This is a genomic window from Polynucleobacter sp. Latsch14-2, assembly GCF_018881925.1.
In the GTDB taxonomy this organism is placed as follows: Bacteria; Pseudomonadota; Gammaproteobacteria; order Burkholderiales; family Burkholderiaceae; genus Polynucleobacter.
The window spans coordinates 50,869-67,207 of the sequence record NZ_JACVPL010000007.1; the positions used below are offsets into that span (position 1 = coordinate 50,869).

At 46.4% G+C, this 16,339-nt stretch carries 14 protein-coding genes; 10 read left to right on the forward strand and 4 right to left on the reverse strand.

The genetic code is table 11. The features are described 5' to 3' along the window. The first annotated feature begins 36 nt into the window (after window positions 1-36). Both ICN46_RS07575 and ICN46_RS07580 read left to right on the forward strand, forming a co-directional pair. Window positions 37-438 (forward strand): cupin domain-containing protein, encoded by a 402-nt coding sequence (locus tag ICN46_RS07575; RefSeq protein ID WP_216206798.1) that lies wholly within the window; start codon window positions 37-39, stop codon window positions 436-438. After that, a complete protein-coding gene (locus ICN46_RS07580) occupies window positions 435-2,162 on the forward strand; it encodes an acetolactate synthase catalytic subunit (RefSeq protein WP_216206801.1) in 1,728 nt (575 codons plus the stop codon). The genes ICN46_RS07575 and ICN46_RS07580 overlap by 4 nt, the downstream gene beginning before the upstream one ends. An 81-nt stretch (window positions 2,163-2,243) precedes the next feature. On the opposite strand, the gene lysS is transcribed toward ICN46_RS07580, so the two are convergent. The 4 genes from lysS to ICN46_RS07600 all read right to left on the reverse strand — a co-directional run bounded on the left by lysS (window position 2,244) and on the right by ICN46_RS07600 (window position 7,653). Then, window positions 2,244-3,788 carry a lysine--tRNA ligase gene (gene lysS, locus ICN46_RS07585; protein ID WP_216206804.1) on the reverse strand — a complete coding sequence of 515 codons (1,545 nt, stop codon included), beginning with the start codon at window positions 3,786-3,788 and terminating at the stop codon, window positions 2,244-2,246. A gap of 29 nt (window positions 3,789-3,817) precedes the next feature. Further along, a protein-coding gene (gene prfB / locus ICN46_RS07590; RefSeq protein WP_216206807.1) for a peptide chain release factor 2 occupies window positions 3,818-4,922 on the reverse strand; the annotation gives its coding sequence in 2 pieces (ribosomal slippage) (window positions 3,818-4,840 and window positions 4,842-4,922; 1,104 coding nt in all). Between the two features lie 35 nt (window positions 4,923-4,957). Continuing rightward, on the reverse strand, window positions 4,958-6,703 hold the full coding sequence (recJ, locus tag ICN46_RS07595) for a single-stranded-DNA-specific exonuclease RecJ (RefSeq protein ID WP_216206810.1): 1,746 nt from the start codon (window positions 6,701-6,703) through the stop codon (window positions 4,958-4,960). Next, window positions 6,700-7,653: a hypothetical protein gene (locus ICN46_RS07600; RefSeq protein ID WP_255538793.1), complete on the reverse strand. Its 954-nt coding sequence runs from the start codon at window positions 7,651-7,653 to the stop codon at window positions 6,700-6,702. The genes recJ and ICN46_RS07600 overlap by 4 nt, the downstream gene beginning before the upstream one ends. Window positions 7,654-7,743: 90 nt before the next feature. Between ICN46_RS07600 and ICN46_RS07605 the strand changes: the two genes are divergently transcribed. The 8 genes from ICN46_RS07605 to ICN46_RS07640 all read left to right on the forward strand — a co-directional run bounded on the left by ICN46_RS07605 (window position 7,744) and on the right by ICN46_RS07640 (window position 16,244). Beyond that, a complete protein-coding gene (locus ICN46_RS07605) occupies window positions 7,744-9,006 on the forward strand; it encodes a lipoprotein-releasing ABC transporter permease subunit (RefSeq protein WP_216206817.1) in 1,263 nt (420 codons plus the stop codon). Beyond that, on the forward strand, window positions 8,999-9,706 hold the full coding sequence (locus ICN46_RS07610) for an ABC transporter ATP-binding protein (protein ID WP_255538794.1): 708 nt from the start codon (window positions 8,999-9,001) through the stop codon (window positions 9,704-9,706). Before ICN46_RS07605 ends, ICN46_RS07610 begins: the two co-directional genes overlap by 8 nt. Continuing rightward, window positions 9,703-10,554, forward strand: a complete 852-nt coding sequence (locus ICN46_RS07615) for a TatD family hydrolase (RefSeq protein ID WP_370625499.1) — start codon at window positions 9,703-9,705, stop codon at window positions 10,552-10,554. Before ICN46_RS07610 ends, ICN46_RS07615 begins: the two co-directional genes overlap by 4 nt. 4 nt (window positions 10,555-10,558) lie before the next feature. Then, entirely contained in the window at window positions 10,559-11,392 is an 834-nt protein-coding gene (locus ICN46_RS07620; RefSeq protein WP_255538795.1) for a ComEC/Rec2 family competence protein, read from the forward strand. Then, on the forward strand, window positions 11,376-12,899 hold the full coding sequence (locus ICN46_RS07625; protein ID WP_216206820.1) for a recombinase family protein: 1,524 nt from the start codon (window positions 11,376-11,378) through the stop codon (window positions 12,897-12,899). The genes ICN46_RS07620 and ICN46_RS07625 overlap by 17 nt, the downstream gene beginning before the upstream one ends. Before the next feature lie 563 nt (window positions 12,900-13,462). Further along, window positions 13,463-15,547, forward strand: a complete 2,085-nt coding sequence (locus ICN46_RS07630) for an AAA family ATPase (RefSeq protein ID WP_216206823.1) — start codon at window positions 13,463-13,465, stop codon at window positions 15,545-15,547. Window positions 15,548-15,696: 149 nt separating this feature from the next. Beyond that, window positions 15,697-15,948, forward strand: coding sequence for a hypothetical protein (locus tag ICN46_RS07635; protein ID WP_216206826.1), 252 nt, complete (start codon window positions 15,697-15,699; stop codon window positions 15,946-15,948). Continuing rightward, on the forward strand, window positions 15,945-16,244 hold the full coding sequence (locus ICN46_RS07640; RefSeq protein ID WP_216206829.1) for a hypothetical protein: 300 nt from the start codon (window positions 15,945-15,947) through the stop codon (window positions 16,242-16,244). The genes ICN46_RS07635 and ICN46_RS07640 overlap by 4 nt, the downstream gene beginning before the upstream one ends. The last annotated feature ends 95 nt before the right edge of the window (window positions 16,245-16,339 follow it).

Here is a 16,339-nt window from a genome sequence, read left to right on the forward strand (position 1 = left end):
AACCAAGAAATACTAAAAAAGAAAAGTAAAGCGGAGATGACTACAACAAAAATAGTACGTGTATTTACAGGGCCTGACCAGAAATCCCATTTTGAAGATATTCATTTAGAAATGAGCGAGTTTCGACTCGGATCACTTTTTTCATTGAAATCTCAGTTGGTTCCGGTTGAGGGAGTTGTATTTCGTGAAAACCCTCTGGAGGGTAATGAGGATTTTCATTGTCCGCCACGCAAACAATTCGTAATTACTCTTTTTGGCGCAGTTGAGATTTCAGTCGGCGATGGCTCTTCTCGTATTTTTGGACCGGGCGATATTTTGTTTGCTGAGGATCTGCAGGGTGAGGGGCATAAGGCACGCGAATTAATTGGGCCTAGAAAAAGCCTCATACTGCCAGTTGATAGTGGTTTTTCTATTTCAGATTGGAAGCAAGCGAAATGAGTGATCAGCAAATTAATCCGGCGCTATTAGCCCCTGGACTGAAGTTTTCTGGAACTGTTGCGCATTTGGTTGCAGAATGTTTACAGCGTCATGGAGTCGAGTACTTATTTGGACAGAGCCTACCATCGATGCTTCATTTGGCTTGTGAACAGATGGGCTTAAAGCAAGTTGCCTATCGCTCTGAGAATGCGGGCGGTTATATGGCCGATGGATATGCCCGTATTTCTAATTTTCCTGGAATTGTGACGGCTCAAAATGGTCCTGCCGCAACTTTATTAGTTGCACCTTTGGCCGAGGCTTTAAAGGCCTCAGTTCCGCTAATTGCCTTAGTGCAGGATGTGAACCGGTCAGAGACGGATCGCAACGCTTTTCAGGAATTTGATCACATTGCGCTTTTTTCGTCTTGCACAAAGTGGGCGCGTCGTGTCACGGAGGCAAGTCGCGTTGAGGATTACATTGACCAGGCTTTTGTTGCAGCATGTTCGGGTGTGCCCGGTCCTGTGGCATTAATGTTGCCAGCGGACTTGCTTTTAGAGCTGGCGCCCAAATCAAAACGTTTGAATACTCTGGGTTATTTCCCGTTAGATCGAACAGTTCCAGTCAGAAGTGAATTAAAAATTGCCGCTGATGTTTTAGCAAAAGCCAAAAATCCTTTGATTATTGTGGGTGGAGGCATTCATTTATCGGGTGCGCAAGATGCGCTGGCTCAGTTGCAAGAACAAATTAACTTGCCTGTTGCAACAACGGTGATGGGGAAAGGGGCCGTTGATGAGCAACATCCGCTATCTGTTGGTGTCATCGGTTATTTCATGGGGCCTAATGGAAATGCCCATTTTCAGAAAGATTTGGTTTCAAAGGCTGACGTCATAGTATTGATTGGCACCCGCACAAATCAAAATGGCACAGACTCTTGGAAGCTTTATCCTCCTACGGCTAAATATATTCACATTGATTTCAATGGGAATGAGGTGGGCAGGAATTATGAGGCAACGCGTTTAGTTGGCGATGCACGTGAAACTATTTTGGCCTTGACTGAGGAATTGCTGGTTTTGGATCTTGGTGAGCGTAAGGCTGCACGTTCGGCGTTGGAGAAAAAAATTCATGCAGGCCGAAATGCTTATTTAGAGCAATCGAAATCTATTCGTGAGTCCAATTTAGTTCCCATTCGTCCCGAGCGCGTGATGGATGAGTTAAACCAAGTATTAACGCAAAATAGTATCGTCGTGTCGGATGCGAGTTACGCCTCTGTATGGACGGCTAACTATCTCACATCGCTGGTGGCGGGTATGCGGTTTTTGGCCCCCCGTGGCTTAGCTGGAATTGGGTGGGGTTTTCCAATGGCATTGGGTGCCAAGGTAGCCAAGCCTGCAGCTGATGTCTATTGCGTTGTTGGTGATGGAGGGTTTGCACACGTTTGGTCCGAGCAGGAAACGGCCGTCCGAATGGGGCTTAAGGTTGTCCTGATTGTTCTGAATAATGGCATCCTTGGATTTCAAAAGCATGCTGAAAACATTAAGTATGGACTACATACCAGTGCGGTTCATTTTGCTCCTGTAGATCATGCTGCTATTGCTCGGGCATGTGGATGTCAGGGGATTACCGTGACGAAACCTGAGGAGCTGGCACCCGCTTTAGAACTTGCTAAAGCTTCTAAGACGACGACTGTCATTGATGTTATTTGCGACGAGAATGCTTTCCCGCCCCTCTCTTTGTATCACCCCTAAGCGCCCCGAATGAAAAAGCCACCGATATTGGTATATGGGTGGCTTTTGTTCTGATGACTACCTAATTTCTGTAAGCGAGACTTAATCTTCTTCGCGGCGCAGATGTGGAAACAGAATCACATCACGAATATTGGGTGCATCAGTCAGCAGCATCACTAAACGATCAATACCAATACCGCAACCACCGGTTGGAGGCATGCCATACTCAAGTGCGCGAATAAAGTCATGATCGAAGTACATCGCTTCTTCGTCACCAGCCTCTTTCTGCTCTACTTGTTTGCGGAAACGATTAGCTTGATCCTCGGCATCATTTAATTCCGAGAAGCCGTTAGCAATTTCACGTCCGGTAATGAAGAGTTCAAAACGCTCAGTAATGCCTGGGCGTGTATCAGATTCACGGGCGAGGGGGCTGACTTCAATTGGGTAATCAATGATGTAAGTTGGCTCCCAAAGATGTTCTTCAGCAACCAATTCAAACAGTGCTAATTGCAAGGCGCCAATGCCAGCGTTCTTCAGGGTTGGGCTATCCGGATTCTCCCCACCTTTTTTCAATTCGGCGCGAATAAAATCAGCATCCTCTAATTGAGCTGCTTCGTAAGTCTTATTCGATTGTGGTCCGTACTTCAGGATGGCTTCGGTAATACTGAGGCGATGGAATGGCTTGCTAAGGTCGAGATCACGACCCTGATGGGTTAATACTGCAGTACCTTGCGCATCGATTGCCGCTGCACGTATCATCCCTTCAGTAAAGTCCATCAACCAGCGGTAATCCGTATACGCCGCATAGAATTCCATCATGGTGAACTCTGGATTATGGCGCGGGCTTACACCTTCGTTACGGAAGTTGCGGTTAATTTCAAACACACGCTCAAAACCACCAACTACTAAGCGCTTGAGGTAAAGCTCTGGAGCGATACGCAAGAACATTTGCATATCCAAAGCATTGTGGTGGGTGATGAAAGGTTTGGCAGTGGCTCCACCAGGAATAGGGTGCAGCATCGGTGTTTCGACTTCCATGAAGTCGGCATTCAACATATGGCGACGCAAGGAGGCGATGGCATTGCTACGTGCCTTAAAGGTGTTGCGACTTTCTGGGTTAACAATTAAATCTACATAACGCTGGCGATACTTGGTCTCGAGATCCGAAAGGCCGTGGAACTTATCTGGTAGAGGGCGCAATGACTTGCTGAGTAAGCGTAAATTGCTGCATTCAACCGAGAGCTCGCCTTTATTGGTCTTAAAAAGATGACCCTCAGCGGCAATGAAGTCACCCATATCCCAGTGTTTAAATGCTCCATGAGTATCGGCGCCACTAATCTCATCGTTAATGTAGAACTGAATCTGCCCGCTACGATCTTGGATGGTTGCAAAGCTGGCTTTACCCATGACGCGCTTGAGTACCATACGCCCTGCGACTTTTACGTGAATTTTCTTGGCAGCTAATTCTTCTTTGGTAAGGCCATCATAGTGATTGTGTAGGTCAGCTGCTAAATGGGTAGGCACAAAATCATTGGGGAAGGCAACGCCATCTGTGCGCAGTTTTGCCAACTTTTCACGACGCTCTGCAATGATGTGATTCTCATCAACTGCTTCAGTAGCTGGGGTAGGGGTAGTCTTATCGTTCATATGTTTGGAATTGGCAGTAATGGGGGGGGTTAGACGCCTTGCTTTAGGCTGGCTTCAATAAATGCGTCAAGATCACCGTCCAATACTTTTTGAGTATTGGAGATCTCAACGTTGGTGCGTAGGTCTTTGATGCGGCTTTGATCTAAAACATAAGAGCGGATCTGGTGACCCCAGCCCACATCTGTTTTGCTGGCCTCCAACTTATCCTGCTCCACTCGGCGTTTTTGCATTTCATGCTCATACAAACGGGACTTGAGCATGGTCATGGCTTCGGCGCGGTTGCGGTGCTGGCTACGGTCGTTTTGACACTGCACCACAATACCGGTTGGTAAATGGGTTAGGCGAACGGCGGAGTCAGTTTTATTGATATGCTGGCCACCAGCGCCAGAAGCGCGATAGGTATCTGTTCGAATATCTGCAGGATTGACATCAATCTCAATCGAGTCATCAATCTCTGGATAAACATAGATGCTGGCAAAAGAAGTATGGCGACCATTTGAAGAATCAAATGGAGACTTGCGCACCAAGCGGTGAACACCAGTTTCAGAGCGAAGATGACCATAGGCATATTCTCCATCCACTTTAATCGTGGCGCTCTTGATGCCTGCTACATCACCATCCGACTCTTCGAGAATTTCTGTTTTATAGCCCTTGCGTTCACAGTACTTTAAATATTGGCGATAAAGCATGCTGGCCCAATCGCAAGCTTCGGTGCCACCCGCACCAGCCTGAATATCGATAAAGCAGTTGCATGAATCCATTTCGTTATGAAACATTCGACGAAATTCAAGATCGCCAATGATCTTGCTATAGCCTTCAACATCTTTTTCGATTGCGGCAATAGTTTCAAAATCACTTTCTTCTTTCGCCATATCGAACAGTTCGAGGGCGCTAGTGATGTTGGTATTTAAATCGGTGAGGGTCGATACCACGCCATCGAGCAATTTTTTCTCTTTGCCGAGCGCTTGGGCCTTCTTTTGATCATCCCAAATAGTGGGATCTTCAAGAATAGAGTTAACTTCAGTAAGGCGTCGTGACTTTACTTCGAAGTCAAAGATACCCCCGAAGCGCATGCTCACGGGTGAGCAGGTCAGAGAGGGTATTTGAAATTGTGTTTAGTTGTTCAGCTTCCATCCCCTAATTATAAGGGGGTTATTACTCCGGAGTCCCTAGCTCTCGTCATGCGCTTCAATCATGAGCTGGACCCTAGCTCGCCCTTGGTAGCGGTCAGTCACCAAGCGATATGCCAGTTTGGCTGTTTCTGGCAGGGTCTGGGTGTGGTTAAACCAAACGCCAGTAAATGGTTTGCTATTGAGCGAACCTTCCCCTAGAGGTCGCAATTGCAGGCGAAGATGTTTATCTTTCATCAGACTTTGTTGGGAGATCTCAAACTGGCCATAAAAGATGGGTTGAGGAAAGCCTTGCCCCCAGATTTCTTCAGCAAGAAGGTCGCCGATTTCAGGGGTGAATTCAGATAGGGCAAGGGGGCCATCATGAATGTGGCGGCGCTCCAATAACTCATCATTTAATAATTCGCTAGCGACTTGCTGGAATAGGGTATCAAAGCGATCAAAATCTACTTTACGTATCGTCAGGCCAGCAGCCATTGCATGACCACCAAACTTTAAGATAAGCCCTGGCTCGCGCTTGGAAACCAAGTCCAAGGCATCTCGTAAATGAAATCCCGCTAGAGACCTGCCTGAGCCCCTGAGTTCTTCGCCAGTAGCTCCTTCGCCTGGCGCAAACACAATTGCAGGTCGATTAAAGCGTTCTTTTAATCTTGAGGCAACGATCCCGACCACCCCTTGATGCCACCCTGGATTCCAAAGACAGATACTGGTACGGTCAGTCATCACTCCAGCTAATTGGTCTTCAGCTAGATGAGCCAGAGCCGCTTCTTGCATCCCAGATTCAATCACCCGACGTTCGCGGTTAATGCGATCAAGCTCTTGAGCAAGTTCAAGCGCTTGATCAGTGTTGTCGCTTAGCAGTAATCGAATACCGAGAGTCATATCGGCAAGTCGACCGGCTGCATTAAGTCGGGGGCCAATCGCAAAACCGAGATCAAAGGTATTGGCACTGCGAGGATCACGTCCCGCCGCCTGAAATAGCGCGCCAATACCTGCTTGGCAAATGCCCGCACGAATGCGCTTCAGACCATTAAAAACCAGAATACGATTATTGCGATCAAGTTGAGCAACATCAGCAACTGTGCCTAACGCAACTAAATCTAAAAGATGTTCAATCTTCGGTTGAGTCTCGTTTGTAAACTTACCGCGCTTACGCAGTTCAGCGCGAAGGGCGACTAATAAGTAAAACATCACACCTACACCCGCTAGTGCTTTGCTGGGAAAATGACATCCTGGTTGATTGGGGTTCACAATCGCACAGGCTTTAGGTAAGCGGTCGCCTGGTAGGTGATGATCAGTAACAATGACCTCCATGCCAAGTTCACGAGCGCGTTTTACTCCAGCTTCGCTGGCGATACCGTTATCAACGGTAATGAGGTATTTGGGTTTTGGGTTTTGCTGGGCGGCCAATTCAACTACCTCTGGAGTCAAGCCATAACCCATAGTAAAGCGATTGGGGACCAAAAACTGGATAGGCGTCTCAGGCTCACTCAGCATTTTTAAGCCACGAACAGCTACTGCACAAGCAGTTGCGCCGTCGCAGTCATAGTCGGCAACCACCAGCATCGACTCTTTTCTCTCTAAGATATCTGCCAGAAGACTTGCAGTGCTTAAGCAGTTTTTAAGATCCGCGGGTGATAAAAGTTTTTTAAGATCAAGCGACAGCTCATCAGGCGATTGGACGCCGCGTGCCGCAAAGAGTCTAGCGAGTAACGGATGAAGACCACTTTGCGCTAACCAAGCACTTGTTCTTTCGGAGGCGGGACGTTGAGAAAATGGATTCATGATTGGGTGAGCTCTTTCCAGCTTAACTCTTCTGCTTTACGCCAAAACAATAAAGATTTTTTCTGAAGATCCTTGGCTTTAAAAGTGCGTTCACGAGTTTCACCCTTGGGGAAGTCGATGATCATAATTTCATCAAGTGCTTTATCAATCAATGCTTGCTTTAGTTTTGGCCAAATAGATTCAGGTTGATTGAACCAAGCAAAACCATTAACAAAATCAGAGGCGTTACATAAGTTGAGTTCTTGTAGATGTGGAGTTCCCAGAAATTTTGAGAGCCCAGCTAAGAGTGGATGCTCCCCATAGATGGTCTTTGCTTGTTTTAATGGTGCGGGCGTATGGACATCATTGAGTTTGCCAATACCACTGATCCAAATGGAATTTATCATGGGTGCCCCTCGTTGCTCACGGATCTCGTTGACTGGATCAATGTGCCAAAGCATTTGGATTTCATTCTGCAATTTTCGCCAGTTTCTTGCTACTCCTTCTGCATGCGTATCGCGTGGCATCCACCAATCAATATTGCGTCCATGCGCCTGGTCAATGCTATGACTTGCAAGACTGGCAAATGTGCCGGCAGCGATAAACCAATTGAGCACACCCTGAAACAGAATTGGATTTTGAAAATCTTCTTCAATCAGTGGAAGGGCAGCTTCCAATAATTTTCCTGACTCCTCGCTGCTGAGTTCAACTTGGTTGTGACTCATCAAGACCAGATGGTCGCGGGTAGCATGGAGGTGGACTGGTTGCAAGCAGGCAAGGATTTCATCTGGATTAACGGTCAGATTGGTTTGACCTAAAAGTAGTATGGGTGCCGCAGGGACCTTTTCCCCAAGCAGGAAGCGCTCATGAGGCAAGCCATTTTGAGGGGTGTTTTTAATGGGGTGATCGCCCTCAGGCTCAGCCGCATCGTCTCCAGGGAGCATGAGGGTAAAGCGTTTGGCGGAAGTCATATTTGTGGTCATTCCCTTGATTTTATGTGGCAATTCCTTATTTCACTCGATATTCCATCAGTCGCCTGCCAGATTCACTAAACTGTGGCTATGTTAAGACTTCCTATTGAGTTAGAAATTGGCCTGCGCTATACACGATCAAAGCGTCGCAAGACGGTTGGTAGGCGTGATGGCTTTCTTTCCTTTATCTCTGGTATTTCGACTGCAGGGATTGCTCTTGGGGTAGCCGCTTTGATTGTCGTGCTCTCTGTGATGAATGGTTTTCAGAAGGAGGTGCGCGATCGGATGCTTTCAGTGCTATCCCATGTTGAAATTACCGCTCCAGATGGGCTGGTTGATTGGGAGCCGCTGGCCCTCAAAGTTGCAGTGCAGCCGCACGTTGTAGGGGTTGCACCAATGGTGAGCTCTCAAGGGTTATTGAGTCGAGAGAGTGTCATGCGTGGTGTAGCCATTAGAGGAGTCTCACCAGAGGAAGAGGGTAAGGTATCTGCTCTACCAAAGCAATTTGTTGCCGGCAGCATTAATGATTTAAAGCCAGGTGGCTTTGGGGTTGCCCTTGGTGCGCAGCTTGCCTCTATGGTGGGGGCGCATGTAGGCGATCGTATCAATATGATCGTGCCAGAAAGTGATTTGACTCCAGCAGGTGCGATGCCCAGAATGCGCACCCTTCAAGTGGTTGGCATTGTGGATAGTGGTCACTATGAGTACGACAGTTCTTTGGCTATCATGCACTGGAAAGATGCAGCCGCTTTATTGCGCTTGCATGAGCCCTCAGGCCTACGTGTGAAAGTAGACGACATGCAGCGCGCCCCCGAGGTATCTGCTGAGTTAGCTCAAATTGTGCCTCAGGCCTTATGGGTGACTGACTGGTCAAAATCAAACCGCAACTGGTTTGCCGCCGTGCAAACCGAAAAGAAAATGATGTTCATTATTCTCACTTTGATTATTGCTGTTGCTGCATTTAACTTAGTCTCAACCTTAGTGATGACTGTGAATGAAAAACAGGCAGACATTGCCATTTTAAGAACCATGGGTGCAAGCCCTGGATTGATTCAGAGGATTTTTTTGGTCCAAGGTTTGGCAATTGGCTTATTGGGTTCATTAGCTGGAGTTGCTCTTGGCTTGCTCATTGCGCTCAATATTGATGTGATTGTTCCGGCGATCGAGGCCATTTTTCGTGTGCGCTTTTTGCCACGCGATGTTTACTTTATTAGCGAACTTCCATCGGATGTGAGGTTTGCAGACGTTCTTACTGTTGGGTTGATGGCATTTGGACTTTCCGTTTTAGCTACCCTATATCCAAGTCGCCGCGCTGCTAAGGTCCAACCTGCGGAGGCTCTGCGTTATGAGTGAGTTTATGAAGCAGGCGAATAGTTTGGTGCTGAGTGCAAAGGATTTGGCTAAAACCTATGGTCATGGTTTGTCTGCAGTAGAAGTTCTCAAGGGTATTAACCTCGATGTTGCTCCATCGGAGAAGGTTGCCATTATTGGTTCATCTGGTTCAGGCAAAAGCACTTTGCTGCATCTCTTGGGCGGCTTGGATATACCAAGTGCTGGCTCAGTTGTTTTGGCTGGACTCAATCTGAATAACTTACCGGTTGCTAAATTAGACCAATTGCGCAATCAAAGTTTGGGTTTTATCTACCAATTTCATCATCTCTTAGACGAATTTAGTGCGCAAGAGAATGTGGCTTTGCCTTTGCGTATTCGTGGACTGAGTTATGAAGAGTCTATGGATAGGGCAAGCAAGATTCTGAAATCGGTTGGTTTAGCTGCTAGAGAACTACACACTCCTGGAGAGTTGTCTGGGGGCGAGCGTCAACGCGTTGCTGTAGCTCGAGCTTTGGTGGGTAATCCTGCTTGCGTTCTGGCGGACGAGCCAACGGGCAATCTCGATACAGAGACAGCTGACAGTGTGTTTGATTTAATGTTAGACGTAGCACGTGAACAGGGCACAGCCTTCGTAATCGTGACCCATGATCCTATTCGCGCCAAACGTTGCGATCGTATTTTGCACTTAGAGCGCGGAATATTAAAGAACGTGGCTGCGTGAGTCTGTGTCAATCTTGGGTTGATACCCATTGCCATCTAGACGCACCTGAGTTTGAGAAAAACCTTTCCCAAGTGATTAATGCTGCAGCCCAGAATGGCGTTAAGGCAATTTTGCTGCCAACAGTGAAGGCTTCTGATTGCGACCATGTTAGAGCGCTTGCCTCCGAGTATGCTGAGAAAATTCCAGGTTTCGTTTATACGCTCGGTATTCATCCCCTGTATATCAACCAGGCGCAAGAATCTGACATCACTACTTTGAAGCATCAAATAGAAGAATCTTTCGTTGATCCTCGCTTTGTTGGTATTGGCGAGATTGGTTTGGATTACTTTGTTGAAGGTCTAGATCCGCGGCAGCAGGAATGGTTCTTTAATGCACAACTGGACCTAGCGGAGCAATATCAATTGCCGGTCGTCTTGCATGTACGTCGTTCCCAGGACGCTATTTTGAAGGCGTTACGCTCTAGAAAAATTCCCGGTGGAATAGCCCATGCATTTAATGGTAGCTTTCAGCAGGCAGAGCAATTTATTGGGCTTGGGTTTAAGTTGGGATTTGGAGGCGCTGCTACATTCGAGCGCGCTTTGCAGATTCGTCGACTGTTAAAAGAATTACCCCTAGATAGCATTGTTACTGAAACAGATGCGCCCGATATCCCCCCTGCATGGTTGCGTGAAGAGGGTATTGGTTTTAATGAGCCGGCATTCTTGCCTCGTATTGCTGCTGTATTAGCAGAGGTTCGCGGCGTCAGTAGTGATGAGTTTGCTATTGCTGTGTGGCGTAATGCCATGCATGTCTTACCCCGTTGGTCAGCATTACTAGCTGGTAATGCAAATCTCCACTTAACCTCCTAAGGTCTTGCGTTTAGCAATTGCGGCGTTTATCGCCGGGGGTTCGTTTCTGCTATTTTTACCCACAGTGCCTGACTATTGGTTGTCTGCAGCTATTTTTACGGTGGCCATTGCCCTACTCGGACTGCGCTTCTTTTCAAAGGCTACCAGCTCCCAGCATATATTCATCATCTTGCTTTGTGTGGCACTTGGTTTTGCTTGGAATGCAAAGTATGCAGACCACAGGTTGAAAAATATTCTCTCGCAAGAGTTGGAGGGACGGGAGTTGAGTATTGAAGGTCGAGTAGCTGCCTTGCCTCAAAGTAATTCAGCTGGGGCTAAGTTTGCCTTTGAGATTGAACATGTCTTATTAGGTGGTGATAGGATCGAGCAATTCCCCGAGAGAATTTATTTAAGCTGGCAGCCCGCTTGGAGAGATGCGCAAAAGATTCCGGAGGTGATTCCCGGACAACGTTGGGAGTTCAAGGTAAAACTAAAGCGTCCTTATGGCGCGCTCAATCCCTACGCTTTTGATTTCGAGCGCTGGTCCTTTCATCAAAACTTTGGTGCTAGTGGATCAGTTCGTTCAGGTGAGCTACTACTTGACAGAGATATTGGCTTCATCGATTTTGAATTAGCTGTAGAGTATCAACGTTGGAAGTTGAGGAAAAAGATTCAGCGATTACTTCCAGAAGATGCAGCTTATAGCGGCGTGATTGTTGCCCTTGTAATGGGCGATCAAAATGCGATAAACCAAGATGATTGGCGAGTATTTAATGCCACTGGCATTGGGCATCTCATTTCAGTTAGGTATAAAATTTACCTATCATTAGAGGGAAACAGATATGCCAGTTGCCTATAGTTACGCCCGCTTTAGCTCAGATAAGCAGAAGGATGGGGATAGCCTCCGTCGCCAGCGTGATCTAGCTCTCCAGTTCATTGAACGTAATCCAGAGCTAGAGCTTGATCTGGACACCACGCTAAACCTTACTGATGAGGGTCTTAGTGCTTATAAGGGTGTTGCCCAGACTAAGGGCGCACTAGGTGCATTCATACGATTGGTGGAAGATAAGCAAATAGCATCTGGATCTTACCTGCTGGTTGAGGCCCTAGACAGGTTGAGCAGGCAGACGCCACGTCAAGCCTTTAACCAACTTAATACCCTAGTAGATTCTGGGATTGTTGTGGTTACGCTAACTGACAACAAGATATACACCCGTGAGATATTGGACAGTGACCACGGAATGTCTTTGATCTTTGCCATCATGCTCATGGCTAGGGCACACGAAGAGTCTGTCACAAAAGGTCAGCGTATCAAAGCGGCATGGAGTAATAAGTTCGCCAAGATTAAAGATGGTGTGCAACTCACAGCTCGTGTACCTTTCTGGATCAATAAAGAGGATAAAAGCAAGTCAATTCCTGATAAGGTTGCCATCGTTAAGGAAATCTTTGAGATGAGCGCTAAAGGTATTGGAGCGATGCGTATTGCGCAAGATTTAAACGCTAATAAAAGACCAACCCCAAGCAAGCAATCCAAGAAGTGGGCGATTTCCAGCGTTAAGAAGGTGCTGGCGTCCGAGGCTGTATTGGGTACGTTGGTTACGTCAGATGGAGGTAAACATGAAAAGTATTACCCTGCAATCATTGGTCAAAGACTTTGGAGTAAATCAAGAATTACTAGTCAGAGCTCTAAGACGGCTAGAAGTACGGTTGACGTTCATCCCTTGAGTGGGCTGATGTTCTGTAAGAGCTGTGGAGCAACAGCACAGCGTAGCGGTAAGACAGGAAGGGTGAGGCAGGACGGCACGAAGAACAGCTGGAAAACATTAGTCTGTGCAAAATCCGTATCACACGCATCTAAATGCGAGTACCGATCCATTTCTTACGACAAGATACTACACTCAGTAATTATTGGGCTCGATCAGATGGCGGAATTTAGCCCGCAAGATGAGATCGGTAAACAGATACACACAAAAAGAAGTAGGGTGGAACAGTTACAGGATTTGATTGATCTTGTTACTGCGCCTACAGATGGCAGACCCGTTAAGGTGACAGCAACAGCTAAAGCTAATTTATCAAAAATGTTTGTTGAATTAGATGGCTTGCGAAAAGAAATTGATGAACTAGTTGAGATTCGTAGGCCAATGAACCAAAGGTTAATAGAGGGTGCTAGAAAAGCTATCCTAAAGGGCGAAGTCAATAATGCGCTAATGAGACAGGCAATTAAACGTAGTGAGATTGACTTTAAGAAAGCGCTATTAGATATTTATGGACACGATGGCAGCGCTATATCGGGGTTAGTTCTTAAAGACAGTGAGCAGCGTGAGAAGGATGAGGCAAAACGAGCTTATACATCGGTAAGGCGGTAAATGATTATTTCTTATTTTTTCGAGGGCAGATTTTCTCTGCAACTTACATAAGTATGCGTATGGTGTGAATTCCTCAATAAATACGTACTATTAGCTGTAACCTAAGAATTTGTGTTTAAAAGTGAATTATTTAGGGCGGGAACCGCGTTTTTGTTGTATTAGTATGTATGAGCGGTATTTTTTAATCAAGCTAAACCACTTTGGCCAGAAGTTGAAAGAAATACCTAAAAGCATTAAAATAAACAAGTTATACGGCGCTGCGTTGAGCGTTTAGAGGCTGCGGCCTTGGTGTTAGTCGCCAAAACTCAAAATCATAGCTGATGGCGGAAATTAACGACCCCGACATGTGGCTAGCCGGTAGTACAGGCGCCGCGCTTTAGACGCGGGTATGGTGTGTCAAGTAGACAAACAAGTGCGGTAGGGCGGGCGCTCTATTAGGCTTGGCAATTCAAACCAAAACGCTGTCGCAAAGACTATGGGTGGAGATGGGATCCACGGCGTAATCAGAAGAGCAAAACTTTTGTCGCTCTAAACGACTTCAAGTGTTTTGAAGGACTGATTGAATGATTAATTCACAAACGGCAAGAGGAGCCGCACAACCTCAAAAACCATCCTATGATCTATTGCCAGCGTCTATGCGCAATCTTAGGGCCTTTGTACCCTACAAACTCATGGCGCCAGAGCAGGGTAAAACCAAATGGCGCAAGCAGGCGATAAACCCTAGTACGTTAAAAGCGTTTGACTGGAACAATCCTGCTGATTTTGTAACCCTTAAAGAAGCAGATCAAATACTAAAAGCCAACCCTAAGTTTGATGGTATCGGAATTTGCTTTGCTGGTACGCCAATAATTGATGGACGATATTTGGTTAGTATCGACCTTGATGGTATTTACGATGGCGATCAACGCATCAAAGCACATCACTTATCTTTATTGAACGGCATTCAGGGGTTTGTTGAGACATCCATTAGCGGCTCTGGAAAGCATATTTTTGTATTGGCCGATGAACCGCTGCAGGACTTTAAAAATCATGAGTTGGGCGTCGAACTATTTGCTAGTAATGGATTTATCGCCTTAACAGGAGATGTTGACACTCAATTTAGCAAGGCCTTAGATGGTCCTAGTTTGGATGCAAGCCATCTTTTACTCTATCAGCGTATTTGGAAGCAGGAGTACGATGCGTTTGCCACAGAAAGTGAGCGCGATCCAAATATGTCGCCTGATGAGCTTCATGATTTGGTGATGTCTGTGCGTCCTCCTGATCCGGGTAGAGATACGTGGATCAGAATTGGGATGATTTGTCATCACCAGACGCGTGGTGATTTAGATGGTCTGGATGCTTGGCGGGACTACTCACTTCAGGGTTGTGAGCATCCTGAAATTTATGGCTCCCCAGCAAGTGAATCCGAACTGCAATACCAGTGGCATTCCTTCAAAAAGTCTCCAGCCGCTGGTCGATCGGTAACACACAGAACCTTACGATACTGGGCAAAACAGGATGCGCCAGTTGATCAGGATGTATTTAATGACGCTGAATACGATTTAGAGGAGACCACGGCAACAGAGTATGTGATTGACGGGTTTATTGCTGAGGGAATTTTTGTTCTATCTGGACAAAGTGGAATAGGTAAGACGACCTTATTACTTCCATTAGCTGCTTTAGCAGCACATATCTGCGCCGTTGATCATCCATTAAAACCAAATCTGCGTCGCCCAGTGCTGTATTTAACTGAGGATAAAAAGCAGGCTGTTCGGATTCTGTCAGGCTTGAGGAAGCATTGTGGCGTCAATATGAGTGCCACGGAAATGAACCAGTGGTTCAAGATTCGGGAAACGCATCGCATGAATAAGGATGAGATTGCTCAGCTTATTCGTAAGTTTGCCGATGAGAACAAGATGTATATGAAAGATGTTAATGGCAATGACGTCTTGATTCCAGTACTCATTATTGCTGATACAGTTGCTGCCACACTAGACTTGGATGACGAGAACAATAACTCAGAAGTCTCAAAGTTCATATCCAAAATCAAATCAGCATGCTCGGATACTGGAGCAAGTCTTTGGCTAATTGCCCATATCAGTAAGGCCATGAATCGGGCGGATGTAAATGATATGAGTGCCAGAGGTGCCTCTGCATTCGGTGCTGATGCCAATGGTACTGGATTTGTAATTGCTGGCGAAGGGGGCGATGAAGGGAAACGCTTTCTAATACTGGGTAAAAAACGATACGAGGTTAATTTCAATGAGGTTTCATTCACGACTCAAAAATATGACCTCCTTGTTAAAAACCGATTAGGACAAACCTTATCTGAGTCGTACCGAATTGGGTCAATTGAAAAATCATCAGAGCAAAATCGCAAGGCCTCCTCACAGCAAGCTCAGTTAACTCGCGATGAGAACATTGTTCTTGATGCGATTCGCCAGTGTGGAAGTATTTACCTACCAAAAACATTAATTGGCACTTTGACTGGAATGGCCTCTGGTAACGGCTATCAAAGACTGGGTGGGATCTTGGCTAAGTTGGTTGCTGATCAGGTATTAGAAGTTATGAGTACAAAAGATGCAAAGGCAAATGGCGCCAATGTATCCGCAAATACCAAAGAGGTCTACCGAATCAAGCCCGGGCCAGATTTTAAGGTCCACGAGTAGTTTTTTCCTCTAATAAATGGAAATGGAAGAAACAACCTCGAAAGAATGGGGTGCAAAGCACACCCATTCCTTATCTCTTTTTCGCTCTTTCGGAAACAGCTAGAAATAGTACGAAAGAGTGGAAATAACTCTACTTATTGAAAGAAACAATGAACGATCAAAATAATCCGATCCTTTCGTTAACGCCTAACCAGACAACTGAGCTGCGTCAAATTTGGGAACAGCAAAAACAAGAGCTTCACCCAGACGACTATCGCTTCATTAAGGTCAAGCTCAGCCGACCTGCCGCCAAGCTTAGTCAAAAGCAAGCCTATCGGATGATGATGACGCTTGCGGAAACAGACTACGAGCCAATACCAGAGTGGCTGATTGCTTTGTTTGATCCGCAGGAGGACAAATGAATCAAATCAATTGCCCCCGTTATCAGCGATGCAGTGCCGCGATTTGCCCTCTTTGGCGCCCAGTTCTAGAGCAGAAAATGGTAAAGGGTGAGCGCGTCTGCGGCGTGCTACTTGAATACCAAAAAACTGAATCTAGGGCGATATTAGCTACCCACTACGGCATGCAGACGCTTGAGGTAATGGCTGAGGCTACTGATCTGATAAAAGACCGTGGCGGGTATCTGCTTCGTTCGGCTCTAACTCGAGCCGCATCAACTGGAACACGACTATCGCTGCAAGGTTGTGATCAAGTCTAGGCGGGCGCGAGGGGCTGAGGCGGTGATTTACCTTATAAAAAGCCCCTCAAACAAAAATCCGTGGCTATTGGATATGCACTTAGCGCTATCACAGC